A 25,857-nucleotide genomic window follows, 5' to 3' on the forward strand; every position below is an offset into this window, starting at 1 on the left:
CGTCAGGTCTTTCAGCTTTTGGCGCCGGCAAGCGGCAGCCAGGAATGAATTTTGAACGGGGCACCGCGCGTCTCTTCGATGAAGACGGCAAGGCCGGAAATCGAAAGCGGCCGGCCGGTGAAACCGGCAAAACGCTCGGTCAGGATCGCTTTCATCACCTGAGCTCGTGTCTCGGGCACCTGGCCGCTCAGCGTCATGTGAAAGCCGAAATCCTCCATGACGTAAGGATAACCCCAGCGCTGCAGATGGGCACGCTGGCTGTCGCTGAGCTTCTCCGGGTTGCGCCGAGCCAAATCGGCCTCGGAAAGCGCTGCGCGGAACGGTTCGAACGACCTTACCACCTTCGCGGCGAAATCCTGAAGAGGTTGATGAACAGAACCGGGAACGAGAGCAAAAAAACGGCCGAGCTGGCCGAGCACGAGTTCAGGAATCTCGAAGGCTTGCGTGCGCTGGGCAAAATCCTCGGCAACAGTCATGAGATCCTTCTCGGTGACCGAGGAGGCGAGCGAAAACGGCGCCTTGATCGTGGCGTGAAAGCCGTAGCGCCGCGGGTCGGCGGTCAGCTCGAATTGCTCTGCCGCACCCAGTTGCTCATGTTCAGGTGCCGGATAGGTCTCGCCGGTGAAAGCATTGCGACCGAGCCAGAGCGAGGCCGCGCCGGTCAGGGGATCATCCTTCGGCGGCGAGAAATAGAGAGCGTAGCGCAAGGCTTTTATCCTGGGGGTCGTCCAAACGGGGAGGGCACTGTGCAGTGATTTGGCGGCGAACCGCAAGCAGGCTCCCGGCTAAAAGATTTCCGTGACAGAATGATGATGGCGTCACGCCGCCACCGCCTTTGATCAATGAATCAGTGGCTTTTCGTGCCCATCAGCCGGTGGCGCAACGCATTCGAGGCGGTGTCGAAAATGAAGACGACGATCAGGATCAGAATGACCATGTAGGCGACGTTTTCCCAATTGGCATTGGTGCGCATGGCCTCCCACAGCTTGAGGCCGATTCCGCCGGCGCCGACGGCGCCGATGATGGTCGCGCCGCGCACGTTCGATTCCCATTGGTAGAGCGTTTGGCTGACGAAGACGGGAACGATCTGCGGCATAATGCCGTAACGATGAACGAGCACGGTCTGCGCGCCTGTTGATTTGACGCCTTCCCGCGGCTTGTTGTCGATATTCTCGAGGCCTTCGGAATAGAGCTTGCCGAGCGTGCCGGTCTCGGTGAGGAAGATCGCGCCGCTGCCGGCAAGCGGGCCGGGCCCGAAGGCGCGTGTCAGGAACAGCGCCCAGATCAGCATGTCGACCGAGCGCAGGAAATCGAAGAAGCGCTTCAGGACCTGGTTCAGCAGGCGGTTCGGCGTAATGTTGCGGGCTGCCAGGAAGGCCAGCGGAAAGGCGGTAAGCGCGCCGAGCAGCGTGCCGAGGAAAGCCATGACGATCGTCTGGAAAAGCTTAGTCCAGACGTCACCGTGCTGCCATTCGCTGTTGTTCCAGATGTCGTCGAAGGCGAGCGACAGATTGGATTGGTCGGGCTTGATGCGGGGGCCGGAGACGATGAGGCTGACGACCTCGCCGACCGGCTTGTCGAAGAAGGATGATTGCGTGTCGAAGATGAAATTTGCCCAGCCGATGAAACGTTTGCGGATCTTCACCCGGTCGACGGAGATGCTGACATTGCCGGCAAAGCCGAGATCCGCCAGCACGTTGTCGTCGTAGACCGTTATCCAGCCGGGCACCGGCCCGATCACCTTCGGCGCACCGCTCGAAACGTCGACCGGGACGCTGACGCCATGCGCGGTGACGATCGTCTCGCTCTTCGAGACGGTGACGGTGCGGCTGGTGCCGCCGATCGAAACGGTGATGCTGCCGTCGGGGTTGTTGACCAGCCAGTCCGGATGCGGATTGTCGCCGAGCGGCGAGAAACGCGGATAACGGATGTCGATCGAGCCGTCGTCCCCAATGCGGAATTCCGGCTGAACGTCGTAGCTCACCCATTGGCTGAGATAGATGCCGACACGCTCCCAATGGGCCTCGGCGAAGAGCTTGGGCAGGTCGAAGAACCAGACGGCATAGAGGCTGTAGAGCAGCGTTGCGATGAGGATCATCAGCCCGCCGAAACGCTGGCGGAGCGATCGGTGGAAATATTCGGGGTAGCGGGTTTCTATCTCGTGCATGCGGTTTGCGTCGATCACCGTCATGGCGGCCTCAATGTTGCAGGAGGAAGGCGTGTTCACCGACAAGACGGCGGCGCAGCCATGCGGAGAACTGGTCGACGGCGACGATCGTCACGAACAGCAGAAGAACGAGCGCCATGGTCTTGGCGCCGAAACCGCGCGAGATCGAAAGCTTCAGCTCCTCGCCGATGCCACCGCCGCCGACGGCGCCGATGATGGTCGAAGCACGCACATTGACCTCGAGGCGCAGCAGCGCATAGGAGGTGAAATTCGGCAGCACTTGCGGCAGGGCGGCAAAGCGCACGCGTTCCCACCAGTTGGCGCCGACGGCCTTCATGCCCTCGTGAGGCTTCATGTCGATATTTTCGGCCACTTCGTAGAAGAGTTTGCCGAGCGCGCCGATCGTGTGCAGGGTGATGGCGATGATGGCGGCGACCGGCCCGATCGACAGGATCGCCGAAAACAGCCCGGCAATGACGATTTCAGGGAAGGCGCGCAGAAACTCCATCAGCCGCTTGGTGAAGATGCGCAACGGCCATGAATTCGTCAGGTTGCGCGCGGCAAAGAAGCTCAAGGGAACGGCAATGACGAAGGCGATGATCGTCGAGATCAGCGCCACGTTGATGGTGACGATCATCAGCTCGAAATATTCGGGAATGTAGAAGGCGCCCCAGACATAGACGCGTCCCTTGTCGAAATTGAATTCCTCGCCGCCCTTGTCGTTGACGCTCGCTATGTCGAACAGCGCGCGCCAGACGTCGTCCCAATCCTTGGGGATGAGCCAGCTCAGGAAGTCGAAGAGATGCGGCAGGCGGTCGAAGAAATGGCCGGCATTGCTCTCGTCGGCGAAGCGGACCGAACTGATGAAAGCCGCAATGAGGATAACCAGGCCGAGGATGGTGTAGAAGCGGCGCTTGGCGACCATCCGGCTCCAGGCGGTGCCGATCTCCTGCGTGCTCTGCATGTGCGGCTGTGTATCGGCAATAGTCATCAACGCCTCGCCTACTTCATAATTCTATCCTCAAATCGGAATCGACTTGAGGATAGAATTATGCAGCAATTCAAAGTGCTACAGCGTCCTTTGCGCGTCTAAGACGCGCGGCGCTGTAGTCAAAGATAAAGGGCGGCCGTTTCCGGCCGCCCCGCATTCAAGAGGCCGATCAGCCGCCGATGGCAGCTTTGCGGACTTCAACGACAGTGTTGTAGAAGTCGTGCTTGACGGGCGAGTAGCCCTTGTAATCGCCGCCTTCGATAGCCGCGAAGCACTTGTGATCCTTTTCCGGCAGAGCCGTGAAGAAGGCTGCAAGCTTCGTCTGCCATTCTTCGCCGAGAGCGTTGCGAACGACGAGCGGGCCGTTCGGAATCAGCGGCGAACGCCATACTTCGACCAGCTTGTTCGGATCGACGGCGCCCTTGTCGACTTCCTTGCGGAAGGTGCCGGAGGTGTAGCCGTCCTTGAAATCGCCGATGCCCGAGCTATCGTCGACGGCGACGTCGACCTTACCGTCATAGGCGGCGAGAAGGTTGTTCTCGTGGCCGCCGTTGAACTGGGTCGAAGCGAAGAACTTATCGTTCGGCATGCCCGTGTCCTTCGGGATCTGCGTCAGCGGAACGAGATAGCCGGAGGTGGAATCCGGGTCGGCGTAGCCGAGCTTCTTGCCCTTGGCGTCCTGGATGGTCTTGATGCCCGATGATTTCAGAGCGAGGCCGATCGAGTGGTAACCCGTCGAGCCGTCCTTCTGCTGCGTCGTCAGGATCGGCGTGACAGCCTTCGGATCCTTGATGTACACGGCGGCGTAGCCGGAGGCGCCGAGTTCGGCGAAGTCGAGCGTGCCGCCGAGCAGACCCTGGATCACGCCGTCATAGTCGGCGGCCGGGAAGAGCGAAACCTTCTCGAAGCCGAATTCCTGCTTCAGGTGGTCGGCAAGGCAGGCATAGTTGCGCAGGCGGTCGGTTTCGTTTTCGCCGCCGAGGATGCCGATGCGGAATTCCTTGAGGTCTGCAGCATGGGCAGCGCCGGCGAGCGCGAAGAGCGCCGTTGCCGCAAAGAGTGCTTTCTTCAACATGTTCTCTCCTATTGACCGGTGTCCCCGGTCTTCCCGTTACGAAGAAGTGTGCCCTTGACGCGGGCGCTCGATCGCGGCTGCCTCTCAGAGGCCGGCCAGCGCCAGCGGTTGGGTGCCGGCGGATTGATTGTCTGCCCGCTCGGGGGCTGTATTGATCGATGTCGAGGTCACCGTTTCGTCGATGCCGGCGCCGTCCTTGTCCGTCCCGTAGATTTCCTTCACCGCTGCGGCGGTCAGCTCCGAGGGCTTGCCCTCGAAGACGACGCGGCCGCCGGCCATGCCGACGATGCGCTCACAATAGTTGCGGGCGGTGTCGAGCGTATGAAGGTTGGTGATGACGGTGATGCCCTCGCGCTCGTTGATATCGCGCAGCGCATCCATGACGATCTTGGCGTTCAGCGGATCGAGCGAGGCGATCGGTTCGTCGGCAAGAACCATTTTCGGGTTCTGCATCAGCGCGCGGGCGATCGCCACGCGCTGCTGCTGGCCGCCGGAAAGCGTGCCGGCTGCCTGCAGCGCCGTCTGCTCGATGCCGAGGCGCTCGAGTGCTGCGATGGCATGCACGCGTTCCTCGCGGGTGAAGATGTTGAGCAGGCTCATAAGCGTCGAGCGGTGATTGAGGCGGCCGAGCATGACATTGGTGAGAACGTCGAGGCGTGGCACCAGGTTGAACTGCTGGAAGATCATCGCGCAGTCGCGCTGCCAGTTGCGCAGCGCCTGTCCGCGAAGCCCGGAGACCTCGACGCCGGCGAAATGAACGGAGCCGGAGCTCGGCTCCTGCAGGCGGTTGATCATGCGCAGCAGCGTCGACTTGCCGGCGCCGGAGCGGCCGATGATGCCGACCATCTGGCCTTGGGGAATGGCGAGCGTGACGGAATCGACAGCGAGCTTTTTTCCGAAACGACGTGTGACATTCTTCAGCTCGAACATCATGCTCTTCCCTTGCGATCCAGGCCTTGATCAGCATCGCATTAGTCCCGCTTGATGAACCTCACATGTCATATTTGTGTAAGTCCTGTCACAATTCTTCGCCCCTATATCGGGGGTTTTAACCGCCGTAGCGGCACAGGAAATCTTCCGCGTCTAGGTTGCGGAAATCTTGGAGCGCCTGGCGCAGCCGGTCATGCTCCCAGTCCCACCAGGAAAGCCTGTCCATCCGTTCGCCGACCTCTCTTGGAAAGCGCTCGCGGATGAGCTTGGCCGGCACGCCGCCGACGATCGTATAGGGCGCGACGTCCTTCGACACGACGGCGCCGGCTCCGATCACCGCGCCGTTGCCGACGTTGACGCCGGGCAGAATGGTCGCGCCGTGGCCGATCCAGACATCGTTGCCGATGGTCACCCGGTTTGCGCGACGCCAGGCGAAGAAGTCCGTCTCCATGTCGCCGTCCGGCCAGTAGTCGGCGGCGCGATAGGTGAAATGATGCAGTGTCGCGCGCCAGGTCGGATGGTTGGTGGCATTGATGCGCACGGCGGCGGCGATATTGACGAACTTGCCGATCGTCGCACACCAGACGGAGCCATCCTGCATGATGTAGGAATAGTCGCCGAACGTGGCCTCGCTGATGCGGCAGCGTTCCGAGACCTCGGTATAGCGCCCGAAGGTGGAATCGCTGACGGATGCCGTCTCATGAAAATAGGGCTCGATATCAAGCTTGCGGCTCATGCACCGATCTTTCCGGGTGAGAACTGCTGGACGTCGAGAATGCGGTCGGCCACGGCTTCGCGCACTTCCTCGTCGTGGAAGATGCCGAGAAGGGCCACACCCGCCGTTTTCTTTTCCGCGATCATGCCGACGACGACGGCACGGTTCCTGGCATCGAGCGAGGCTGTGGGTTCGTCGAGAAGCAGGATCGTATGCTCGGTGATGAAGCCGCGCGCGATGTTGACGCGTTGCTGCTCGCCGCCGGAGAAGGTGGCGGGCGGAAGCTGCCAGAGCGTTTCCGGCAGATTGAGCCTGGCCAGCAGGGCGCCCGCCTTTTCCCGCGCCGTGGCGGCGTCCTCGCCGCGTGCCACCAGCGGTTCGGCAACCACGTCGATCGCCGCGACGCGCGGCACGGTGCGCAGGAACTGGCTGACATAGCCGAGCGTATTGCGGCGGACGTTGAGCACGGTGCGCGGATCGGTGGAGGCGAGATCGACGATGCGTCCGTCGTGGCGGATGAGGATCTGGCCGGTGTCGACGGCATAATTGCCGTAGATCATCTTGAGCAGCGAGCTCTTTCCGATGCCCGATGGGCCGCCGAGCACGACGCATTCGCCTGATGCGACCGAGAAGGCGACATCAGAGACGACGGGCAGCTTGATGCCGTCGCGCAGATGCATGGTGAAGCTCTTCGAGACTTCGGAAACGACGAGGGGCGTTGCCATATTCTTCTTCCTTGGTTTCGGGCCTCAGACCTGCAGGATCGAGGAGACGAGCAGCTGCGTGTAGGGTTCGCGCGGGTCGTCGAGCACGCGGTCGGTCAGCCCGTGTTCGATGACGTAGCCGTCCTTCATCACCATCATCCGGTGCGAGAGCAGGCGTGCGACGGCGAGATCGTGGGTGACGATGATGGCCGAGAGGCCGAGGTCGTTGACGAGGCCGCGCACGAGATCGAGCAGCCGCGCCTGCACCGAGACGTCGAGGCCGCCTGTGGGTTCATCCATGAAGACGAGGCGCGGGCCGGTGACGAGGTTGCGGGCGATCTGCAATCGCTGGCGCATGCCGCCGGAAAAGGCACGCGGCTGGTCGTCGATGCGGTCGGCGTCGATCTCGACGCGTTCGAGCCAGTCGATCGCCGAAGCGCGGATCCTGCCGTAGTGCCGGTCGCCGATCGCCATCAGCCGTTCGCCGACATTGGCGCCGGCAGAAACGGTCATGCGCAGGCCATCGGCCGGGTTCTGGTGCACGAAGCCCCAGTCGGTGCGCATCAGGAAGCGCCGCTCGGCCTCGTTCATGCGATAGAGATCGCGGTAGCTGCCATCGCGCATGTGATATTCGACGCTGCCGGTGCTCGGCAGCAGCCGGGTGGAGAGGCAGTTGAGCAGCGTCGTCTTGCCGGAGCCGGATTCACCGACGACGGCGAGCACTTCGCCGGGCCAGAGGTCGAACGAGACGTCGCGGCAGCCGATGCGGTTGCCGTAGAATTTCGAAACGTCATGGACTTTGAGAAGCGGAGTATCGCTCATTCTGCAGCCTCCCGCGCCAGCATCTCGCCGGCATGTCCGTGCGCGCGGCGGTCTTCGCAATGATCGGTGTCGGAGCAGACGAACATCCGCCCGCCCTTGTCGTCGAGAACCACCTCGTCGAGATAGACATCTTCCGCACCGCAAAGGGCGCAGGGCCTGTCGAAGCGCTGGATATCGAAGGGGTAATCCTCGAAATCCAGGCTGACGACGTCGGTATAAGGCGGAACCGCATAGATGCGTTTCTCGCGTCCGGCGCCGAAGAGCTGCAGCGCGTCCGACATATGCATCTTCGGATTGTCGAATTTCGGCGTCGGCGACGGGTCCATGACATAGCGGCCGTGGACCTTCACCGGATAGGCGTAAGTCCGCGAGATGCGGCCGTTATGAGCGATGTCCTCGTAGAGCTTCACATGCATGAGGCCGTATTCTTCCAGCGCATGCATCTTGCGCGTTTCGGTCTCGCGCGGCTCGAGGAAGCGCAGCGGCTCGGGGATCGGCACCTGGTAGACGAGCACCTGTCCGGCCCCGAGCTTTTCCTCGGGAATGCGGTGGCGCGTCTGGATGATCGTCGCATCCTTGGTATGCGTCGTCACCGCGACATTGGCGACCTTCTGGAAGAAGGCGCGGATGGAAACGGCGTTGGTCGTGTCGTCGGCGCCCTGGTCGATGACCTTCAGCACGTCATCAGGTCCGATAATCGAGGCCGTCACCTGCACGCCGCCGGTGCCCCAGCCATAGGGCATCGGCATTTCGCGCGAGGCGAAGGGCACCTGGTAACCCGGAATGGCGATTGCCTTCAGGATGGCGCGGCGGATCATGCGCTTGGTCTGTTCGTCGAGATAGGCGAAGTTGTAGCTGGCCAGATCGGTCATTCGGCGGCTTCCTTCATGGCTTCGCCACCGTTGCGGGCGGCTTCGAATTCGCGGCGCATGCGGCGGACGAGATCGAGTTCGGCCTGGAAGTCCACATAATGCGGAAGCTTCAGATGCTCGACGAAGCCCGTCGCCTGGACGTTGTCGGAGTGCGAGATGACGAATTCCTCGTCCTGGGCCGGTGCGGTGATATCCTCGCCGAGTTCTTCGGCGCGAAGCGCACGGTCGACCAGCGACATCGCCATCGCCTTGCGCTCGCTCTGGCCGAAGACCAGGCCGTAGCCGCGGGTAAATTGCGGCGGCGCCTTGGCCGACCCCTTGAACTGGTTGACCATCTGGCATTCGGTGATCTGGATCGTGCCGAGCGAGACGGCGAAACCAAGTTCCGGCACGTCGAATTCCACCTCGACGTCGCCGATGCGGATTTCACCGGTGAAGGGGTGATTGCGGCCATAGCCGCGCTGGGTCGAATAACCGAGCGCCAGCAGGAAGCCCTCGTCGCCGCGGGCAAGCGCCTGCAGGCGGAGATCCCGGGTCATCGGGAATTCCATCGGTTCGCGGGTCAGGTCGCCGATCTCGTGATCTTCCGGCATGTCGCCGTCGGCCTCGATCAGGCCTTCCTCGCCGAGGATCTCGGAGACGCGTATGATGCGGCCGGCCTCGGCGACGCGCTGAGCGGGCGTCTCCACCGCCTCGTCCGAAAGCAGCGAGGGATCGAGCAGCCGGTGGGTATAGTCGAAGGTGGGCCCAAGAAGCTGGCCGCCCGGCAGATCCTTGTAGGTCGCCGAGATGCGGCGTTCGATCGTCATATCAGCCGTGTCGAGCGGCCTGGAATAGCCGAAACGTGGCAGCGTCGTGCGATAAGCGCGCAGCAGGAAGATCGCCTCGATCATGTCACCGCGCGATTGGCGGATGGCGAGTGCAGCGAGTGTGCGGTCGAAAAGCGAAGCTTCGGCCATGACGCGGTCGACGGCGAGCGCCAGCTGCGCCACGATCTGTTCGATGCCGATCGCCGGCAGCGAACGGTCGCCGCGGCGGCGGTCGGCGAGCAGGCGGTGGGCATTGGCGATGGCGGTCTCGCCACCCTTGACGGCAACATACATGAGCTCAGATCTCCGTTGCTGTGATCTTGGTGGTGCGCGGCAGGCAGAGGAAACGCTTGCTCGCCGTCAGCACGATGTCGACGCCGCGCGGAAAGAGCGCGCGGTTCTCGGTCCAGAGCCGCAGGAAGGTCTCCGGCAGGCCGATCGGCGCAATCTCCGTCATGCTCTGGATGCCGGGACCCATGAGCGCCAGCCTGCGGCCACCCTCGAGATTGGCGAGTTCGATGATGAGGGTCGTCGAGCGGTCGGGATATTCCTGCGTGCCTGATGCAAAGAGGCCGAAGGAGGAAAGTGCGGTGCCGGCCTCGGTGAAGGCAAAGCGCGCCTCGGCTTTTTCGGTGATCAACGGTGCGCCGGTATGGAAGCCGAGCCACTCCGGCACGGCGGATCTCGCCAGTCCCAGTGAAAGCCAGACTGACGTGTCGTGGTCGCAAAGCGTCAGCGCGATCGTGCCGGCGGCGATGCCGAGCGGTGCCGGCGGAGCGACATCGGGCTGAACGGTCTGGATCGTGCCGGGGCGGGCCATGCCGTCCATCAGCATCTTGAAGACGCTTTGGGCATGGAAGACCGGCTCGGCAAAGCCGCCGGTCAAAGCTTCTGTCTTCAGGCCCATCAGTTGTCTCCCCGCACCATGGTGAAGAAATCGACGCGGGTTGCCGCTGTCTCGTCCGCCTTGCGGCGTTCGGCATCGGCGATCCGCTCAGTGATCGGTAAAAGCAAGGCCTGTTCGACGAAGTCCTTCGTCGCCTCCTCCTGCCAGAGCGCGTCGAAGATCGCCGCAAGCCTGGCCTTCTCGCGGTCGGTGCCGAGCGCCTGCGCATGGCCGACCGAACCGGTGTCGAGCCGGACCGTGGCGCGTGTCACGGTCACCTCGCCCAGATTGAAAGGAGCGCCGCCGCCGCCGATGCGTCCGCGCACCATCACCAGCCCGGTCTCCGGTCCGCGCACCGGATGGGCCACAGGCTTTTCCGGCAGCGCATCGAAGACCGCCTGGAGTTCGCTGCGCTCCGCACGCGCCAGCAGATCGGCGGCGCGTTTGCGCCCGGATGCCGTCTGTGACGCAGCGTCTGTCCTGTCCGCTGATATCATTGCCGCTTCCCTCTAAATGTCTATTGATATAGACAACCATACAAGCTATACTTAGCTCTAAATCGATGTCGTGACAAGCGTGTGACATCGAGAGTTAAATGGACGAGCAGGGGCGGAATGGCGGGATTGAAGCAGGTGCAAAGGCAAACCGGCGTGGCGCTCTGGCGCCAGATCGCCGATCGGATTCGTGAGGCGATCAGCACGGGAGCCTATGACGAAACGGGAATGGTGCCGCCGGAAACAATGCTGGCGCTGCAATTCGGCGTCAACCGGCATACGGTGCGTAGCGCGCTGGCGGCATTGGCGCAGGAGGGTATCGTCCGTGCGGTACAGGGTCGCGGCACGCTGATCGAGCGTAAGGAGCGACTGAACTTCCCGATCACCCGGCGCACCCGTTTTACCGCCGGCATCGGCGATCAAGCCCGAGAGATGCGCGGCCTTCTGCTCGATGAGGCAAAGGAAGAAGCGAGTGCCGAGATTGCCCGCTGGCTGGGCCTGAAGCCGGGAGAAGAGGTGATCCGCCTGGAAACATTGCGTCAGGCGGACAAGCGGCCGGTTTCAAGGGCGACGAGCTGGTTTCCCGCCAAGCGCTTTGCCGGTATCGGTGAGGCCTACCGGACGGGAGAATCGATTACCAAGGCTTTCGCTGAACTCGGCCTGCCGGATTATGTCCGGGCGACGACCGAAGTGACGGCCGCCCATGCGAGTGCGGCCGACATGGCCGACCTCGAACTCACCCCCGGCGCGATCCTGCTGATCGCCAAGGCGATGAATACCGATCTTGAGGGTGTGCCGGTGCAATATTCGATCAGCCGCTTCGCGGCCGACCGGGTACAGTTCACCATCGAGAATTGAGCGCCTTTCCCCGCCTAGAGCAATTCCAGCAAAAGTGCGTAGCGGTTTTGCGTCCGGAATTGCGTGAAAACAAAGAGATAGAGCATTTCCGTGATTCGTAGAAAAACGGAAATGCTCTAAGGGGGAAAGATCAGCCAAGATTAATGCGCGCCCGACATGTCGCCGAGCACTTCCTTGGAAGCGACGGTGGAATCCGCCTTCAGCTTGTAGACCATCGGCACGCCGGTCGCGAGGTTGAGGGCGAGCACGCCTTCGCGGGTGAGCTTGTCGAGCACCATCACCAGCGAGCGCAGCGAATTGCCGTGCGCGGCAACCAGCACCTTCTCGCCTCTGAGCACGCGCGGCAGAATTTCGGTGAGGTAGTAGGGCCAGACGCGGGCGCCGGTGTCGCGCAGGCTTTCACCGCCGGGCGGCGGCACGTCATAGGAGCGGCGCCAGATATGCACCTGTTCCTCGCCCCATTTGGCGCGCGCATCATCCTTGTTGAGGCCGGAGAGATCGCCGTAATCGCGCTCGTTCAGCGCCTGGTCGCGGATCGTCAGCAGATCGGGCTGGCCGACCTTGTCGAGGATGAGCTTCAGCGTGTGCTGCGCGCGCACCAGCACGGAGGTGTAGGCGACGTCGAATTTGATGCCGTATTCGGCGAGCGCCGCCCCGCCGGCATTGGCTTCCTGGATGCCGAGCTCGGTCAGATCGGGATCCTTCCAGCCGGTGAAGAGATTCTTCAGGTTCCAGTCACTCTGGCCGTGGCGAACGAGGACGAGGGTACCGCTCATGAATATGCCTCCGTAGTATCGTTATGAGGAAGAAAGCCCGAGCACGTCGAGCATGGAATAGAGACCCGGCTTCTTGTCGCGCGCCCAAAGGGCCGCCTTGATGGCGCCGCGGGCAAAGATCGAGCGGTCGGCCGCACTGTGCGACAGGGTGACGATTTCCCCTTCGCCGGCAAAAAGCACGGAATGCTCGCCGATGACGGAGCCGCCGCGCAGCGTCGCAAAGCCGATCGTGCCCGCTTCGCGGGCGCCGGTATGGCCGTCGCGCACCCGGACCGACTTTGAGGCAAGATCGATGCCGCGCCCCTTTGCCGCGGCCTCGCCGAAAAGAAGGGCGGTGCCGGACGGCGCATCTACCTTGTGCTTGTGGTGCATTTCCAGGATCTCGATATCCCAATCGTCAGGATCGAGCGCTCGCGCTGCCTGCTCGGCGAGCACGCCGAGCAGATTGACCCCAAGGCTCATATTGCCCGACTTGACGATGCGGGCATGGCGGGCCGCCGCGGCGATCCTGGCATTGTCGTCGCCCGAACAGCCGGTCGTGCCGATGACATGGACGATGCGGGCCTGCGCGGCGAGGCCTGAGAATTCCACTGTTGCAGCAGGCGAGGTAAAGTCGAGCACGCCTTCGGCGTCGAGAAAAGCGTTGAGCGGATCGTCGCCGATGATGACCCCTGTCGGGCCGAGACCGGCGATCTCGCCGGCATCCTTGCCGACGAAGCGCGAGCCGGCGCGCTCGACCGCGGCATGCAGCGTGACACCTTCGATGGAATGGATGAGCCGGATCAGCGTCTGCCCCATGCGTCCGGCTGCGCCAACCACCACCAGTTTCATCGCAGCATCGCTCATGTCAGTCTCACCAGGTCAGTTTGAATCGGAGGCCGAAGGCCTCTGCAGGTTGTTGAGGCGAGCGTAAAGACCGTCGCTGACCTTCGCAAGCGTCTCGTGATTGCCTTCCTCGACGACACGGCCCTGCTGCATGACGACGATCTTGTCGGCGCGCACCACGGTCGACAGCCGGTGGGCGATGACGACGACGGTGCGTCCGCTCATCGCTTCGTCGAGCGCCTTCTGCACGGCTGCCTCGGATTCGGTGTCGAGGGCCGAGGTCGCCTCGTCGAGAAGCAGGATCGGAGCATTGCGCACCAGGGCGCGCGCGATCGATAGCCGCTGGCGCTGGCCGCCCGAAAGCGTCACGCCGTTTTCGCCGACCGGCGTCTCGTAGCCTTGCGGCTGTGCTGAGATGAAATCATGCGCATAGGCAAGCCGCGCCGCCTCCTCCACCTCGGCATCGGTCGCTTCCGGCCGGCCATAGCGGATATTGTCGCGGATCGTGCCCTCGAACAGATAGGGCTGCTGCGAGACATAGGCGAGCTGCTGGCGCAGCGACTTCTTGGTGATGTGGGCGATGTCCTGCCCGTCGATCAGGATTTCGCCCTCGCGCGGATCGTAAAAGCGCGGAATGAGGCTGATGACGGTGGATTTACCGGCGCCTGAAGGGCCGACAAGTGCTGTGGTCGCGCCGCCCTCGGCGATGAAACTCACGCCGCTGAGCACGCTCTCATTGCCGTAGGCAAAGGAAACATTGCGGAATTCGATCCTTGCCTGCGTCACCGTCAGCGGCCGGGCATCCGGCAGGTCGCGCTGGCGCGGTTCCATGTCGAGCAATTCATAGATCATCCGCGCATTGACGACGGCGCGCTCCATCTGCACCTGCAGGCGGGCAAGCCGGCGGGCCGGGTCATAGGCAAGCAGCAGCGCCGTGACGAAGGAGAAAAAGGCGCCGGGTGGCACATTGAAGTAGATCGAGCGGTAGGCGGCATAGGCAAGCACGCTGGCGACGGCAAAACCCGCGAAACTTTCCGTCAGAGGAGAGGTGCGCTCGGAAAGCCGGGCAATCCGGTTCGCCCGGCTTTCGGCGCCTTTGATGAGCTTGTTGACCTTGCGCTCCAGCTCTTCTTCCATCGTGAAGGCTTTCACAATGGCGATGCCCTGGATCGTCTCCTGCATGGCGCCGAGAACGTGGCTGTTCAGATGCACGGCCTCGCGGGTCGCCGAGCGCAGCCGCTTGGAAACATAACGCAGTGCATAAAGCAGCGGCGGCGCCATGATGAACACCGCAAGGCTGAGCAGCGGATCCTGGAGGATCATCACGGCGAGCAGCGAGATGAAGGTCAGCAGGTCGCGCACTGTCGAGGTGATCGTCAGGTTGAGCACGTCGCGAATGCCGCTGACGTTTTGGCTCACCTGCGCAGCGATATGGGCAGAGCGCGCCTCGCTGAAGAAGCCGACCGAAAGCGTCATCAGATGCGCATAGAGCCGGCGCTGGTAGCGGGCGACGATATCGTTGCCGACCTTTGAAAGCGCCACCGCCTGACCGTAGCTGGCAAAACCGCGCAGCACGAAGGCGATGAAGATCGAAAGACAGATGATCCAGACGACGTCGGCGCGGCGATTGGCGAAGGCCTCGTCGATGATCGCCCGCATAATCCAGGCGGTGAACGCCGTCGAAAGCGCCACCACGACGAGGCAGGCGATCGCAAAGACATAGCCCCACAGATGATCGCGGCCGTTTTCAGCGATGATGCGCTTCAGGATGCCGGTTACGGTATCGCTGCTGACGCCCTGTGTTCTGCTCTCCGCCGCTTCCAAATAGGATTTCCTGTCTCGGACCAAGCCCGCCGCAAAGGCGACGCGCACTTTTGCCGGCGTCTATAAAGAGTTGGGACTGGTTTGGCTAGAGCGCCGCGCGTCCGCCAGGACGCGCCAAAGACGCTCTATTTGCTTTGCGTCGGGGCTTAACGCCGCCAGCGGCGGCCTTCCGTCGAGACGCCGAAATTCGCCGGCATGCGAGCATAGGAGGAAAGCCCGGCAAGCGCTGCCAGCGGATGTGTCACTACATAGGTCGGGATGGTGCGAAGCAGCGCCGTATGCGGCGCCTTGTCCTCGAAGGCCATCCGGAATTCCGGCTTCTTCAGCGCCGGGATGATCTTCTGCGAGATGCCGCCGGAGAGATAGACGCCGCCGCGCGCCATGAACACCATCGCCATGTCGCCCGCCACGCGGCCGAGATAGGTGGCAAACAGCGAGACGGTCTCTATGGCTGCCTTGTCGCTGCCGGCAAGCGCGTGCGAAGTGATGTCGGCGGGATCCTTCATCGTCGGCTGGATGCCGTCGACAATGCAGATGGCATGGTAGAGATTGACGAGGCCCCGCCCGCAGAGGATCTGCTCGGCCGAAACGCGGCCTTCGATCGTCTCGATATGCGGGAAGATTTCATAGTCGCGCTTGCTGCGCGGCCCGAGATCGACATGGCCGCCTTCGCCGGGAACCGGGATCCAGCTGTGCTGGGCATGCACGAGCCCGCCGACGCCGAGGCCGGTGCCTGGTCCGAGCACGACGCGGGAGGCGATCATGTCGCCGGTGGCGTCGCCGATGCGTTCGCGGTTTTCATCCGAAAGCGCGGCGATTGCCAGCGCCTGCGCCTCGAAATCGTTGACGACGAGCACATCCTCCATGCCGAGGCCCTCGATCATCGTCTTTGGCCGCACCACCCAGTCGCAATTGGTCAGCGGGATCTCGTCGTCGTTGATCGGGCCGGCGACGGCGAGGATCGCCGAGCGCGGCCGCACGGCGGTCTTGTCGAGAACGCCGTGCTGAATCGCTTCGTCGATCGTGGCAAAATCCGCCGTGCGCACGTTCGGAAACTGCTTCGGCTCGGCATAGGCATCGGTCAGGATGGAGAAGCGGGCATTGGTGCCGCCGATATCGCCGATCAGGATCGGGAAAGGCAGCGGAGCGGTGCTGTTGTTCGGTTTTGGCATGGCCGGTTCCGTGCTGATCAGGCTTTAAGTGTCGGAAGAAGTTTTATAGCGGTCGCGTGGTTGAGCGCCATCGGAATATCATAGACGATCGCCAGCCGCATCAGCGCCTTCACGTCGACATCGTGCGGCATCGGCGTCAAAGGGTCGACGAAGAAGATCAGGGCATCGACCTCGCCGGTCGAAATCAGCGCGCCGATTTGCTGGTCGCCGCCGAGCGGCCCGCTCTTCAACCTGGTGACGTGGAGATCGGGGGCGGCGTCGAGCACGCGCCCGCCAGTGGTGCCGGTGGCGACGATGTTCCAACGGGAGAGAATGTCCCTGTTGGCGCGGGCGAAATCCGCCATGTCGTCTTTCTTCTGGTCATGCGCAATCAATGCAAGGCATTTGCCGCCGGCCATCAACCCCTCCGCCCGAACAATTCAATCGATTTGACCGCTTTATACCAAGAGGTTGCGATTTGAAAGACAGCGCATCCCGGGTCTCCGTCCGCGGGCTTGGTCTTAGGGCGCGGTCCCAGAACCTCGATCATTGTATCGCCGGCTTGTCGTTCGGAACCGGGCCGACATCGGGTAAAGCGCCATCGGCGTCGGCGGCGGGTACTGCGGCCGGAGCGGCGGCCAGCACGCTTGCGGCGGAAGGTCCGCCATAGGTGGCGGCCTGCATAGAGGCCACGGAAGCAGCATCGAGCACGGCGGCGCAAGCTTTCGGCAGGTCGGAAACCATCATCTCGCGCGGCGGCTTCGGCGGCTTGGCGCCGGGCTTCGGCGGTTTCGGCGGTGCCCAGGGCGCCGGCGTGAACCACCAGGCGAGCGACTTGTCGCAGCCGTCGCCGGCAGCGACGGGGGCCTGCGGTGTGCATCCCGCAGCACCGGGCGGACACTTGATGCGGATGTGGAAATGCGAGTCGTGGCCGTATTCCGGCCGGAGCTTGCCGAGATTGGTGCGGTCGCCCGTCCAGGTGTCGCACATCTTCTTTTTGATCGCCGGATTGACGAAGATGCGCTCCACTTGGGGATAGCTCGCGGCCAGCATCAACAGCCGCGCGTGCGATTCCGTCCAGACCTTGGGATCGATCGTCAGAAATTTGTTCTTCTGCAGCATCGAGGTGAAGGGAAGATCCTCGCGCTCCTCGGCCGTCATCCGCCGCGCGGGCATCGGCGTGAACCAGATGTCGGCGTCGAGGCCGATCTGGTGGGAGGCATGACCGCTGGGCATCGGTCCGCCGCGCGGCTGGGCGATGTCGCCGACGAGAATGCCCGGCCAGCCTGCATATTTGGCGGCGTCCTGTGAAAATCGTTCCAATAGCGCGATCGTGGCCGGATTGCCCCAGCGGCGATTGCGCGAAAGCCGCATCGCCTCCCAGGTCGGCCCGTCGGTCGGCAGCGCCACCGCACCCGTCATGCAGCCCTTCGCGTAGAAGCCGATCGGTTGCGCCGGTCCCTGCGTCGGCAGACTGACGGCGCCGAACTGCCCCTTGGCACTGCCCGGGCTCGGCGTCTTCTGCTCCGCGCCGACGTCACCGGCGGCAAGGCTTGCGCCGACTGCGCCGGCAAGCGTCAGTTTGCCGAATGTCCTGAAAGCCTGAGCGAAGCCGAAAGCCATACTGTTCCCTTGAACTGCTGCCGAAGTGATTTGCGATCGAACCTATCGTGAAAAGCGATTTTGGTGAATCGATGTTTTGGCTGGCGGTGGGAGAAGAAGGCGGTGACGGATCGCCGCAGCGGCTCAGCTATTGGTGACGACCTCCGCGGTTTTCCGGATGCGCGCCAGCCGCGGCAGAATGTACCGGCAGGAAAAATCATGCATCTCAGTCGAAAAACTGGTCATCGCATCCTCGGCGGCGATGACGGCATAGTTATGCGCGAAGGCATCGCGTATGGTCGATTCGACGCCGAAATTGGTGGCGACGCCGGCAAGGATCACCGTCCTGATACCGCGGCGGCGTAGCTGCAGATCCATCTCGGTGCCGTAAAAGGCGCTCCAGTGATGCTTGACGATATGGACATCGGCGGTAAGGGCCGCAATCTCCGGCGGCACGGCAAGAGCTGCGGCCGGCAGGCCGCCTTCCGGAAAGTGCAGCGCCTCATCGGCCGGTTGGTTGACAGCATCGGCATAGTCCGGGGAGAATCCGACGGTGACGAGGATGATCGTTCCGCCGGCCGCCTTCAGGCTGGTGGCGATGGCGGCGGTGTTTTCGACCACCTGCTGGCCGGAATGGGGCGCCAGCGCCCGGCCAAGGACGAGGCCTTGCAGATCGATGGAAATGAGCGCGGTGGTTTTGGGATCGTAAAGCGGCATGAAAGAGCTCCATTAAATATGAGGATATCCTCACAATGAGTAATATGAGGGATACCTCACAAAAATCAAGCCCCGAGCTGCAGACCCGTGTCCCGAAGCGCCAGCGCGGCCATGAGCGCGTTGCCGTCCTGCTCGAAGCCGCGGCAAAGGTCTTCCTCGAAAAGGGCTACGATGCCGCGACGATGACCGAGATCGCCGCCGCCGCCAACTCTTCGATCGGCTCGCTCTATCAATTCTTTCCGACGAAGCTCCTTCTTGCCGAGGCGCTGCATATCGACCGGCTGCAGCATTTCAACGCGGCACTGGCCGCGCTCGAGGACGAATCCGCGGGAAGGACTGCCGCCGAGATCGGCGATGCGGTCTTCACGAGGCTCGGACGCTTCATCGAGGAGTTCCCGGAGTTTCCTGTTCTGGCGGCCAGACGCGACATTCCCAAGGAACGCAAGGCACGCTCGCGCGCCGAAATGCGGGCAAGCATCGTCGCCTTGCTGAGGAAGGCCAACCCTTCGGTGGAGCCCGATGTCGATCTGCTTGCGGCCCTCATATTGGAGCTTCTGCGCATCGTCGTTGCCGCCGCCTATGATCCCGACAGCGCCGGCGACCCGCGCCTTGTAACAGAGTTGCGCCGCATGTTGCGAAGGCGGCTCGAAGAGGCGACGCCTTGACACGGACCCGATGGGTCAAAATTTGGCGCGCCCGGCAAAAACCAAACTCTCTCCTGTTTTTCGCCCGTATTTTTCGTATTGTCGAACCCACCAATAATCAGGGGAAAGCGTGAATGGCGGCTCTGTGGTCGAGGATCGGTTTGTTTCTATCGCTTGCGGGCGCTCTGGCGCCAATGCCGGCAACGGGTCAGGACCAGCCCTTTCAGATCGGAAGCTCGGTCATCAGCGAGATGAAATACAAGCCGGGCTTTGCGCATTTCGACTACGTCAATCCCGATGCACCGAAAGGCGGAGACCTGCGCCTCTCCGCAAGCGGCGCCTTCGACACCTTCAACCCGCTGCTTGCCAAAGGTCAGACCGCCGTGGGCTTGACGCTCGTTTACGACACGCTGATGAAGCCCGCCGACGACGAGCTCCTCGTCTCCTATGGTCTGCTTGCCGAAGGACTGTCTTTTCCCGCCGACGTATCGAGCGCGACCTTCCGCCTGCGCAAGGAAGCGAAATGGGCGGATGGTCAGCCGGTAACGCCCGAGGACGTCATCTTCAGTCTCGATAAGACGAAGGAATTAAACCCCCTCACGGGTAACTATTACCGCCACGTGGTCAAAGCCGAAAAGACCGGCGATCGCGACGTCACCTTCACCTTCGATGAGAAGAACAACCGGGAGCTCCCGAATATTCTTGGCCAGTTGGTGGTCGTGCCGAAACATTGGTGGGAGGGGCAGGGACCGGACGGCAAGCCGCGCGATATCTCAAAGACGACCCTCGAGCCCGTGATGGGTTCGGGACCTTACAAGATTGCTTCCTTCTCGCCCGGCGCGACAATCCGATATGAATTACGTGACGACTACTGGGGCAAGGACCTCAATGTGAATATCGGCCAGAACAATTTCCGCAACGTCCACTACACCTATTTCGGTGATCGGGATGTCGAGTTCGAGGCCTTTCGCGCCGGCAACAGCGACTACTGGCAGGAAACCACGGCTGCCCGCTGGGCGACGGGATATGATTTTCCCGCAGTGAAGGAAGGACGTGTCAAGAAAGAGGAGGTTGCAAACCCGCTGCGCGCCACCGGCATCATGCAGGCTCTCGTGCCCAACATGCGACGTGACCTCTTCAAGGACACCAGGGTCCGCGAGGCGCTGAACTATGGTCTGGATTTTGAGGAGCTGAACCGCACTGTGGCCTTTAATAGTTACAAGCGCATCGACAGCTATTTCTGGAACACCGAACTCGCCTCCTCCGGCCTTCCGCAGGGCAGAGAGCTGGAAATTCTGCAGGGCATGAAGGATAAGGTTCCGCCCGAAGTCTTCACGACGCCCTACAGCAATCCTGTCGGCGGCGATCCGCAGAAGAGCCGCGACAATCTCCGCAAGGCGATTGCGCTTTTCAAAGAAGCCGGCTGGGAGCTCAAGGGCAATCGCATGGTCAATACCAAGACCGGCCAGCCGATGAGTTTCGAGATCCTGTTGTCGAGCCCCATGCTGGAGCGCTGGGCGGTGCCTTATGCCAACAATCTCAGGAAAATCGGCATCGATGCGCGGGTCCGGACAGTCGATGCCTCGCAGTCTGTCAATCGCGAGCGCAGCTTTGACTTCGATATGATCTGGAATGTCTGGGCGGAGACCATGAATCCGGGCAACGAACAAGCCGACTATTGGGGATCCGGTTCGGTCAACCAACAGGGTTCCCGCAATTATGCCGGCATTGCCAACCAAGCCGTTGATGAGCTCATTCGCATGATTATCTTCGCGCCGAACCGCGACGAGCAGATCGCAGCAATCAAGGCCATGGATCGGGTCCTGCTTGCAAATCACTACGTCATCCCGCTGTTCTACCGCGATACTTATAACATCGCCTATTGGAACACGATCACGCATCCGGCCGAGTTTCCGGCCTACAGCCTTGGCTTCCCCGATGCCTGGTGGTCGACCTCGGCAAAATGAGCGGGCTTGCAATGCAGGGGCCCTCGGCTCCAAATGGCACGAGCGAATCACGACAAGCCGGCAGGGCCGGCAAGGGAAGGCTGGCGGATTGAGCGGCATGAGACTGGACGGCAGGCAGACAGGAAAAACATTCCCGGAGGCTGAAGGCTGATGGGCGCCTATGTCATTCGCCGACTGCTTCTAATGATTCCGACCATCGTCGGCATCATGGCGATTTCCTTCATCGTCATCCAGTTCGCGCCCGGCGGTCCCGTCGAGCAGGTGATCGCCCAATTGACCGGCCAGGCCGACAGCGCCGACCAGCGCCTGTCCGGCGGCGGCGATCTTCTCGGCGGCACCGGCAGCGATGAAGGCTCGAAATATCGCGGTGCCCAGGGGCTCGACCCGGAACTGATCGCCAAGCTCGAAAAGCAGTTCGGCTTCGACAAGCCGCCGCTGACGCGTTTTGGCGAGATGATGTGGAATTACAGCCGCTTCGATTTCGGCGAGAGCTTCTTCCGCAACACCTCCGTGCTCGAACTCATCAAGGAGAAGCTGCCGGTGTCGATCTCGCTCGGCATCTGGATCCTGATCTTCTCCTATGCCATCTCCATCCCGCTCGGCATCCGCAAGGCAATTAAGGATGGATCGACCTTCGACGTCTGGACCTCGGGCGTCATCGTCGTCGGCTATGCCGTACCGAGCTTCCTGTTCGGCATTCTCCTGATCGTGCTTTTCGCCGGCGGCTCGTTCTACGACTGGTTTCCGTTGCGCGGCCTGGTCTCCGACAATTTCGATCAACTGGCCTGGTGGCAGAAGCCGCTCGACTATTTCTGGCACCTGACCTTGCCGCTGATCTCGCTTTCCCTGTCCGCCTTCGCGACGACGACGCTTTTGACCAAGAATTCCTTCATCGAGGAAATCAAGAAGCAATATGTCGTCACCGCCCGCGCCAAAGGCCTGAACCAGCGGCAGGTGCTCTATGGCCATGTCTTCCGCAACGCCATGCTGATCATCATCGCCGGTTTTCCCGGCGCCTTCATTTCCGCCTTCTTCACCGGATCGCTGCTGATCGAAAATATCTTCTCGCTCGATGGCCTCGGCCGTCTCGGCTATCTCTCTGTGGTCAACCGGGACTATCCGATCGTCTTCGCCACACTTTACATCTTCTCGCTGCTCGGTCTGTTCGTCAGCTTGATTTCCGACCTGATCTACACCTGGATCGATCCGCGCATCGATTTCGAGCGGAGGGATGTCTGATGGACGCCGCCGCAAATCCTGCTGTCACGACGCCCGTCAAGCCGCCGCGCAAGGGCCTGCTCTCACCGACCAACATTCGCCGCTGGCAGAATTTCCGGGCGAACGGCCGCGGTTACTGGTCGCTGTGGCTGTTCCTGGTGTTGTTCGTGCTCAGCCTGTTCGCCGAGTTCCTCGCCAACGACCGGCCGATCATCGCCTCCTACAAGGGCGAGATCCTGTTTCCTGTTCTCATCGACTATCCCGAGGAAAAGTTCGGTGGCTTTCTCGCCGAAACCGACTACCGTTCCTCGGTGATAACAGACGAGATCAACGCCAACGGCTGGATGATCTGGCCGCCGATCCGCTATTCCTATCGCTCTGTCAATTCCAACATTCCGCATTCGGCGCCGACCGCCCCCTTCTGGCTGATGACGAAGGAGGAGCGCTGCGCAGGCTACCCGCAGGGGGTGAACGATCCGGATTGCACCCCCGGCAATCTCAACTGGCTCGGCACCGACGACCAGGCGCGAGACGTGTTGGCGCGCGTCATCTACGGTTTCCGCATATCGGTGCTCTTCGGCCTGGTGCTGACCATCTGCTCGGCTGTTATCGGCGTGACGGCGGGTGCGGTGCAGGGTTATTTCGGCGGCTGGACCGATCTGCTGCTGCAGCGCTTCATCGAGATCTGGTCGTCGATGCCGGTACTCTACATTCTGCTGATCATCGCCGCACTGCTGCCGCCCGGCTTCTTCGTGTTGCTCGGCATCATGCTGCTCTTCTCCTGGGTCGGCTTCGTCGGCATCGTGCGGGCCGAATTCCTGCGCGCCCGCAATTTCGAATATGTCCGCGCCGCCCGTGCGCTCGGCGTCAACAATCGCACCATCATGTGGCGCCACCTGCTGCCGAACGCGATGGTCGCGACGCTGACCTTCCTGCCTTTCATCCTCTCCGGTTCGATCACTACGCTGACCTCGCTCGATTTCCTCGGCTTCGGCATGCCGCCGGGCTCCCCCTCGCTCGGCGAGATGATCGCCCAGGGCAAGACCAATCTGCAGGCGCCATGGCTCGGCCTGACGGCCTTCTTCGCCATGTCGATCATGCTTTCCCTGCTGATTTTCATCGGCGAAGCCGTGCGCGATGCCTTCGATCCGAGGAAGACGTTTCAATGAGTGACATGACAGAACCGCTGCTTTCCGTTCGCGATCTCTCGGTTGCCTTTCATCAGGGCGGCGAAACCTCGCTCGCCGTCGATCATATCTCCTTCGATATCGCCAAAGGCGAGGTCGTGGCGCTCGTCGGCGAATCCGGCTCCGGCAAGTCGGTCTCGGCCAACTCGATCCTTCGGCTTTTGCCCTATCCGTCGGCAAGCCATCCCTCCGGCGAAATCCTGTTCAAGGGTAAGGACCTCCTGAAGGCGTCGGAGCGGGAACTGCGCGACGTGCGCGGCAACGACATCACCATGATCTTCCAGGAGCCGATGACCTCGCTCAATCCGCTTCATACGATCGAGAAGCAGATCGCCGAGATCCTCGCCCTGCACCAGGGCATGACCGGCCAGTCGGCGCGCCAGCGCGTACTGGAATTGCTGAACCAGGTCGGCATCCGTGAGCCGGAGAAGCGGTTGAAGGCCTATCCGCACGAACTCTCCGGTGGCCAGCGCCAGCGCGTCATGATTGCCATGGCGCTCGCCAACCGGCCGGAATTGCTGATCGCCGACGAGCCGACCACCGCTCTCGACGTCACGGTGCAGGCGCAGATCCTCGAACTGCTCCGGCAGTTGAAGGCCGTCCACGGCATGTCGCTGCTGTTCATCACCCATGATCTCGGCATCGTCCGCAAATTCGCCGATCGCGTCTGCGTCATGACCAAGGGCAGGATTGTCGAAACCGGAGCCGTCGAGGACGTCTTTTCCAATCCGAAGCACGATTATACCCGGCACCTTCTGGCCTCCGAGCCGCGTGGCGAGCCGCCATTGGCCGATCCGTCGAAACCCATGGTGATGGAAGGTTCGGATATCCGTGTCTGGTTCCCGATCAAATCAGGGCTGATGCGCCGTGTCGTCGATCACGTGAAGGCGGTCGACGGCATCGATCTTTCGCTACGCGCCGGCCAGACGCTCGGCGTCGTCGGCGAGTCCGGCTCCGGCAAGACCACGCTCGGCCTGGCGCTCACCCGGCTGATTTCCTCAGAAGGGCGGATCGCCTTTGTCGGCACGGATATAGCCGGCTATTCGTTCAGCGAAATGCGGCCGCTGCGCAATCAGCTTCAGGTCGTCTTCCAGGATCCCTATGGATCGCTCAGCCCCCGCATGTCGGTCGGCGATATCGTCGCCGAGGGGCTGAAGGTGCATGAGCGCTCCCTGACTGCTGAAGAACGCGACCAGCGCGTCTGCTGGGCGCTGGAGGAGGTGGGTCTCGATCCGCTGACCCGCTGGCGTTATCCGCACGAATTCTCCGGCGGCCAGCGCCAGCGCATTGCCATTGCCCGCGCCATGGTGCTGAAGCCGCGCTTCGTCATGCTCGACGAGCCGACCTCCGCCCTTGATATGAGCGTCCAGGCCCAGGTGGTCGATCTGCTGCGCGATCTGCAAAAGAAACATGACCTTGCCTATCTCTTCATCAGCCACGACCTGAAAGTGGTGAAGGCGCTCGCCAACGACGTCATCGTCATGCGTTTCGGCAAGGTGGTGGAACAGGGTCCGTCAGCCGACATCTTCCGCGCGCCGAAGGACGATTACACCAAGGCGCTGATGGCCGCCGCTTTCAACATCGAGGCGGTGCCGACGCCCGCCGTGCAGCAATAAAGAAGCTCATGCCCGCCCGTCCTCCCGTTCTCGTCGATATCAAGTTCAATGCCGAAGGCGTCGCGCGCGTGCTGAAGACGGCCTTTGCCGACCGCGGCAGCATCAATCTCGCCGATCCGGCCAATCAGGCGCGCGATCTCCGCGCGGTCGAATACGCGCTTCTGTGGAAGCCGGATGCCGACCTTTTCGCGCGGGCGCCGAACCTGAAAGTGATCTTTTCGGGCGGCGCTGGCGTTGACCATATCATCGGCATGGCCGGCCTGCCGGAGATCCCGATCGTTCGCTTCGTCGACCGCAGCTTGACGACACGCATGAGCGAATGGGTGGTCATGCAATGCCTGATGCATCTGCGCGGGCAATACGCCCATGATAGCCACCAGCGCCAGCGCCAATGGGCAAAATTGATCGCGCCGGAGGCGGCGGAAGTGACGATCGGTGTCATGGGTCTCGGCGTTCTCGGGCAGGACGCGGTCGCCAAGCTGAGGGTGATGGGTTTCAATATCATCGGCTGGTCGCGCACCCGCAAGCAGATCGACGGTATCGAAACCTTCGACGCCAGCGCATTGGACAGCTTTCTCGCAAGGACCGACATCCTCGTCGGCCTGCTGCCGCTGACGCCTGAAACATCGGGATTCTATAACGCCGGTCTGTTTGCGAAGCTGCGTCGTAACGGCGCGCTCGGGCAGCCGGTTTTCATCAATGCCGGCCGCGGCAAGAGCCAGGTCGAGGCCGATATCGCCTCCGCCATCCGTGACGGTACCCTCGGCGGCGCTTCCCTCGATGTCTTCGAGGCGGAACCGCTTGCATCAGACAGCCCATTGTGGGACTTGCAGAACGTCTTCCTTACGCCGCACGACGCGGCCGTCTCCGAAGAAAACGCGCTGTTCCGGCATGTCGAGACGCAGATCGCCCGTTTTGAGCGCGGCGAGCCGCTGCAATTCGTAGTCGACCGCGTCGCCGGCTATTGAGCTTTCGGAACCTTCCAGACAGCCGCCCGTTTCCTTTGC

The 25,857-nt window shown here is 62.2% G+C and carries 26 protein-coding genes; 7 read left to right on the plus strand and 19 right to left on the minus strand.

What is annotated here, in order from left to right:
• Positions 1-11 precede the first annotated feature (11 nt).
• The 12 genes from N1937_RS22825 to phnG form a co-directional block, all read right to left on the minus strand.
• Positions 12-707 carry a DUF1045 domain-containing protein gene (locus N1937_RS22825; RefSeq protein WP_170262459.1) on the minus strand — a complete coding sequence of 232 codons (696 nt, stop codon included), beginning with the start codon at positions 705-707 and terminating at the stop codon, positions 12-14.
• 140 nt (positions 708-847) lie between these two features.
• On the minus strand, positions 848-2,191 hold the full coding sequence (gene phnE / locus N1937_RS22830; RefSeq protein ID WP_170262460.1) for a phosphonate ABC transporter, permease protein PhnE: 1,344 nt from the start codon (positions 2,189-2,191) through the stop codon (positions 848-850).
• 7 nt (positions 2,192-2,198) lie between these two features.
• The gene (phnE, locus tag N1937_RS22835) at positions 2,199-3,158 is read right to left on the minus strand and encodes a phosphonate ABC transporter, permease protein PhnE (RefSeq protein WP_017966496.1); all 960 of its coding nucleotides are present in this window, start codon (positions 3,156-3,158) and stop codon (positions 2,199-2,201) included.
• A 169-nt stretch (positions 3,159-3,327) separates the two neighbouring features.
• Entirely contained in the window at positions 3,328-4,233 is a 906-nt protein-coding gene (phnD, locus tag N1937_RS22840) for a phosphonate ABC transporter substrate-binding protein (RefSeq protein WP_017966497.1), read from the minus strand.
• 84 nt (positions 4,234-4,317) lie between these two features.
• A complete protein-coding gene (gene phnC / locus N1937_RS22845) occupies positions 4,318-5,163 on the minus strand; it encodes a phosphonate ABC transporter ATP-binding protein (RefSeq protein ID WP_032985221.1) in 846 nt (281 codons plus the stop codon).
• 118 nt (positions 5,164-5,281) lie between these two features.
• Positions 5,282-5,899, minus strand: coding sequence for a DapH/DapD/GlmU-related protein (locus N1937_RS22850; protein ID WP_162115562.1), 618 nt, complete (start codon positions 5,897-5,899; stop codon positions 5,282-5,284).
• Positions 5,896-6,603: a phosphonate C-P lyase system protein PhnL gene (gene phnL, locus N1937_RS22855; RefSeq protein ID WP_260057048.1), complete on the minus strand. Its 708-nt coding sequence runs from the start codon at positions 6,601-6,603 to the stop codon at positions 5,896-5,898. The genes N1937_RS22850 and phnL overlap by 4 nt, the downstream gene beginning before the upstream one ends.
• A 24-nt stretch (positions 6,604-6,627) precedes the next feature.
• Entirely contained in the window at positions 6,628-7,404 is a 777-nt protein-coding gene (gene phnK, locus N1937_RS22860) for a phosphonate C-P lyase system protein PhnK (protein WP_170262463.1), read from the minus strand.
• Positions 7,401-8,276 (minus strand): alpha-D-ribose 1-methylphosphonate 5-phosphate C-P-lyase PhnJ, encoded by an 876-nt coding sequence (locus N1937_RS22865; protein ID WP_170262464.1) that lies wholly within the window; start codon positions 8,274-8,276, stop codon positions 7,401-7,403. Before N1937_RS22865 ends, phnK begins: the two co-directional genes overlap by 4 nt.
• Entirely contained in the window at positions 8,273-9,379 is a 1,107-nt protein-coding gene (locus tag N1937_RS22870) for a carbon-phosphorus lyase complex subunit PhnI (RefSeq protein ID WP_170262465.1), read from the minus strand. The genes N1937_RS22865 and N1937_RS22870 overlap by 4 nt, the downstream gene beginning before the upstream one ends.
• A gap of 4 nt (positions 9,380-9,383) precedes the next feature.
• On the minus strand, positions 9,384-9,992 hold the full coding sequence (gene phnH / locus N1937_RS22875; protein WP_260057049.1) for a phosphonate C-P lyase system protein PhnH: 609 nt from the start codon (positions 9,990-9,992) through the stop codon (positions 9,384-9,386).
• A complete protein-coding gene (gene phnG / locus N1937_RS22880) occupies positions 9,992-10,468 on the minus strand; it encodes a phosphonate C-P lyase system protein PhnG (RefSeq protein WP_170262467.1) in 477 nt (158 codons plus the stop codon). The genes phnH and phnG overlap by 1 nt, the downstream gene beginning before the upstream one ends.
• A gap of 117 nt (positions 10,469-10,585) precedes the next feature.
• Between phnG and phnF the strand changes: the two genes are divergently transcribed.
• The gene (gene phnF / locus N1937_RS22885; RefSeq protein WP_017966506.1) at positions 10,586-11,323 is read left to right on the plus strand and encodes a phosphonate metabolism transcriptional regulator PhnF; all 738 of its coding nucleotides are present in this window, start codon (positions 10,586-10,588) and stop codon (positions 11,321-11,323) included.
• A 140-nt stretch (positions 11,324-11,463) separates the two neighbouring features.
• Here phnF and N1937_RS22890 read toward each other — a convergent pair whose 3' ends face one another.
• From N1937_RS22890 to N1937_RS22920, 7 genes are all read right to left on the minus strand, one after another.
• The gene (locus N1937_RS22890) at positions 11,464-12,099 is read right to left on the minus strand and encodes a 2,3-bisphosphoglycerate-dependent phosphoglycerate mutase (protein WP_017966507.1); all 636 of its coding nucleotides are present in this window, start codon (positions 12,097-12,099) and stop codon (positions 11,464-11,466) included.
• 21 nt (positions 12,100-12,120) lie between these two features.
• The gene (dapB, locus tag N1937_RS22895) at positions 12,121-12,945 is read right to left on the minus strand and encodes a 4-hydroxy-tetrahydrodipicolinate reductase (RefSeq protein WP_017966508.1); all 825 of its coding nucleotides are present in this window, start codon (positions 12,943-12,945) and stop codon (positions 12,121-12,123) included.
• Positions 12,946-12,960: 15 nt separating this feature from the next.
• Positions 12,961-14,748 (minus strand): ABC transporter ATP-binding protein, encoded by a 1,788-nt coding sequence (locus tag N1937_RS22900; protein WP_017966509.1) that lies wholly within the window; start codon positions 14,746-14,748, stop codon positions 12,961-12,963.
• A gap of 146 nt (positions 14,749-14,894) precedes the next feature.
• Positions 14,895-15,920: a glucokinase gene (locus tag N1937_RS22905; RefSeq protein ID WP_017966510.1), complete on the minus strand. Its 1,026-nt coding sequence runs from the start codon at positions 15,918-15,920 to the stop codon at positions 14,895-14,897.
• Positions 15,921-15,937: 17 nt separating this feature from the next.
• The gene (locus N1937_RS22910) at positions 15,938-16,318 is read right to left on the minus strand and encodes a methylglyoxal synthase (RefSeq protein ID WP_017966511.1); all 381 of its coding nucleotides are present in this window, start codon (positions 16,316-16,318) and stop codon (positions 15,938-15,940) included.
• Between the two features lie 127 nt (positions 16,319-16,445).
• Positions 16,446-17,522 carry a penicillin-insensitive murein endopeptidase gene (mepA, locus tag N1937_RS22915; RefSeq protein ID WP_017966512.1) on the minus strand — a complete coding sequence of 359 codons (1,077 nt, stop codon included), beginning with the start codon at positions 17,520-17,522 and terminating at the stop codon, positions 16,446-16,448.
• Between the two features lie 123 nt (positions 17,523-17,645).
• On the minus strand, positions 17,646-18,218 hold the full coding sequence (locus N1937_RS22920; RefSeq protein WP_017966513.1) for a hydrolase: 573 nt from the start codon (positions 18,216-18,218) through the stop codon (positions 17,646-17,648).
• 35 nt (positions 18,219-18,253) lie between these two features.
• Between N1937_RS22920 and N1937_RS22925 the strand changes: the two genes are divergently transcribed.
• The 6 genes from N1937_RS22925 (at position 18,254) to N1937_RS22950 (ending at position 25,818) form a co-directional block, all read left to right on the plus strand.
• Positions 18,254-18,883 (plus strand): TetR/AcrR family transcriptional regulator, encoded by a 630-nt coding sequence (locus tag N1937_RS22925; protein ID WP_026154384.1) that lies wholly within the window; start codon positions 18,254-18,256, stop codon positions 18,881-18,883.
• Between the two features lie 113 nt (positions 18,884-18,996).
• Positions 18,997-20,829 carry an extracellular solute-binding protein gene (locus tag N1937_RS22930; RefSeq protein ID WP_017966515.1) on the plus strand — a complete coding sequence of 611 codons (1,833 nt, stop codon included), beginning with the start codon at positions 18,997-18,999 and terminating at the stop codon, positions 20,827-20,829.
• Positions 20,830-20,979: 150 nt separating this feature from the next.
• The gene (locus N1937_RS22935) at positions 20,980-22,068 is read left to right on the plus strand and encodes a microcin C ABC transporter permease YejB (RefSeq protein ID WP_017966516.1); all 1,089 of its coding nucleotides are present in this window, start codon (positions 20,980-20,982) and stop codon (positions 22,066-22,068) included.
• Positions 22,068-23,216 (plus strand): ABC transporter permease, encoded by a 1,149-nt coding sequence (locus tag N1937_RS22940; RefSeq protein WP_017966517.1) that lies wholly within the window; start codon positions 22,068-22,070, stop codon positions 23,214-23,216. Before N1937_RS22935 ends, N1937_RS22940 begins: the two co-directional genes overlap by 1 nt.
• The gene (locus N1937_RS22945; RefSeq protein WP_260057050.1) at positions 23,213-24,850 is read left to right on the plus strand and encodes an ABC transporter ATP-binding protein; all 1,638 of its coding nucleotides are present in this window, start codon (positions 23,213-23,215) and stop codon (positions 24,848-24,850) included. The genes N1937_RS22940 and N1937_RS22945 overlap by 4 nt, the downstream gene beginning before the upstream one ends.
• Before the next feature lie 8 nt (positions 24,851-24,858).
• Positions 24,859-25,818, plus strand: a complete 960-nt coding sequence (locus tag N1937_RS22950; RefSeq protein WP_260057051.1) for a 2-hydroxyacid dehydrogenase — start codon at positions 24,859-24,861, stop codon at positions 25,816-25,818.
• The last annotated feature ends 39 nt before the right edge of the window (positions 25,819-25,857 follow it).

Origin of the sequence: Rhizobium sp. WSM4643, assembly GCF_025152745.1 — a bacterium.
Classification (GTDB): Bacteria; Pseudomonadota; Alphaproteobacteria; order Rhizobiales; family Rhizobiaceae; genus Rhizobium; species Rhizobium leguminosarum_I.

Coding starts and splice junctions, on each gene's coding strand:
- N1937_RS22920 (WP_017966513.1), bottom strand. CDS start 18,218: ATGCCGCTTTACGATCCCAAAACCACCGCGCTCATTTCCATCGATCTG.
- N1937_RS22865 (WP_170262464.1), bottom strand. CDS start 8,276: ATGACCGATCTGGCCAGCTACAACTTCGCCTATCTCGACGAACAGACC.
- phnF (WP_017966506.1), top strand. CDS start 10,586: ATGGCGGGATTGAAGCAGGTGCAAAGGCAAACCGGCGTGGCGCTCTGG.
- phnH (WP_260057049.1), bottom strand. CDS start 9,992: ATGGGCCTGAAGACAGAAGCTTTGACCGGCGGCTTTGCCGAGCCGGTC.
- phnC (WP_032985221.1), bottom strand. CDS start 5,163: ATGTTCGAGCTGAAGAATGTCACACGTCGTTTCGGAAAAAAGCTCGCT.
- dapB (WP_017966508.1), bottom strand. CDS start 12,945: ATGAGCGATGCTGCGATGAAACTGGTGGTGGTTGGCGCAGCCGGACGC.
- N1937_RS22940 (WP_017966517.1), top strand. CDS start 22,068: ATGGACGCCGCCGCAAATCCTGCTGTCACGACGCCCGTCAAGCCGCCG.
- mepA (WP_017966512.1), bottom strand. CDS start 17,522: ATGGCTTTCGGCTTCGCTCAGGCTTTCAGGACATTCGGCAAACTGACG.
- N1937_RS22890 (WP_017966507.1), bottom strand. CDS start 12,099: ATGAGCGGTACCCTCGTCCTCGTTCGCCACGGCCAGAGTGACTGGAAC.
- N1937_RS22870 (WP_170262465.1), bottom strand. CDS start 9,379: ATGTATGTTGCCGTCAAGGGTGGCGAGACCGCCATCGCCAATGCCCAC.
- N1937_RS22950 (WP_260057051.1), top strand. CDS start 24,859: ATGCCCGCCCGTCCTCCCGTTCTCGTCGATATCAAGTTCAATGCCGAA.
- N1937_RS22945 (WP_260057050.1), top strand. CDS start 23,213: ATGAGTGACATGACAGAACCGCTGCTTTCCGTTCGCGATCTCTCGGTT.
- phnE (WP_017966496.1), bottom strand. CDS start 3,158: ATGACTATTGCCGATACACAGCCGCACATGCAGAGCACGCAGGAGATC.
- N1937_RS22935 (WP_017966516.1), top strand. CDS start 20,980: ATGGGCGCCTATGTCATTCGCCGACTGCTTCTAATGATTCCGACCATC.
- N1937_RS22850 (WP_162115562.1), bottom strand. CDS start 5,899: ATGAGCCGCAAGCTTGATATCGAGCCCTATTTTCATGAGACGGCATCC.
- phnK (WP_170262463.1), bottom strand. CDS start 7,404: ATGAGCGATACTCCGCTTCTCAAAGTCCATGACGTTTCGAAATTCTAC.
- N1937_RS22925 (WP_026154384.1), top strand. CDS start 18,254: ATGAGTAATATGAGGGATACCTCACAAAAATCAAGCCCCGAGCTGCAG.
- phnE (WP_170262460.1), bottom strand. CDS start 2,191: ATGACGGTGATCGACGCAAACCGCATGCACGAGATAGAAACCCGCTAC.
- N1937_RS22905 (WP_017966510.1), bottom strand. CDS start 15,920: ATGCCAAAACCGAACAACAGCACCGCTCCGCTGCCTTTCCCGATCCTG.
- phnL (WP_260057048.1), bottom strand. CDS start 6,603: ATGGCAACGCCCCTCGTCGTTTCCGAAGTCTCGAAGAGCTTCACCATG.
- N1937_RS22930 (WP_017966515.1), top strand. CDS start 18,997: ATGGCGGCTCTGTGGTCGAGGATCGGTTTGTTTCTATCGCTTGCGGGC.
- N1937_RS22910 (WP_017966511.1), bottom strand. CDS start 16,318: ATGGCCGGCGGCAAATGCCTTGCATTGATTGCGCATGACCAGAAGAAA.
- phnD (WP_017966497.1), bottom strand. CDS start 4,233: ATGTTGAAGAAAGCACTCTTTGCGGCAACGGCGCTCTTCGCGCTCGCC.
- phnG (WP_170262467.1), bottom strand. CDS start 10,468: ATGATATCAGCGGACAGGACAGACGCTGCGTCACAGACGGCATCCGGG.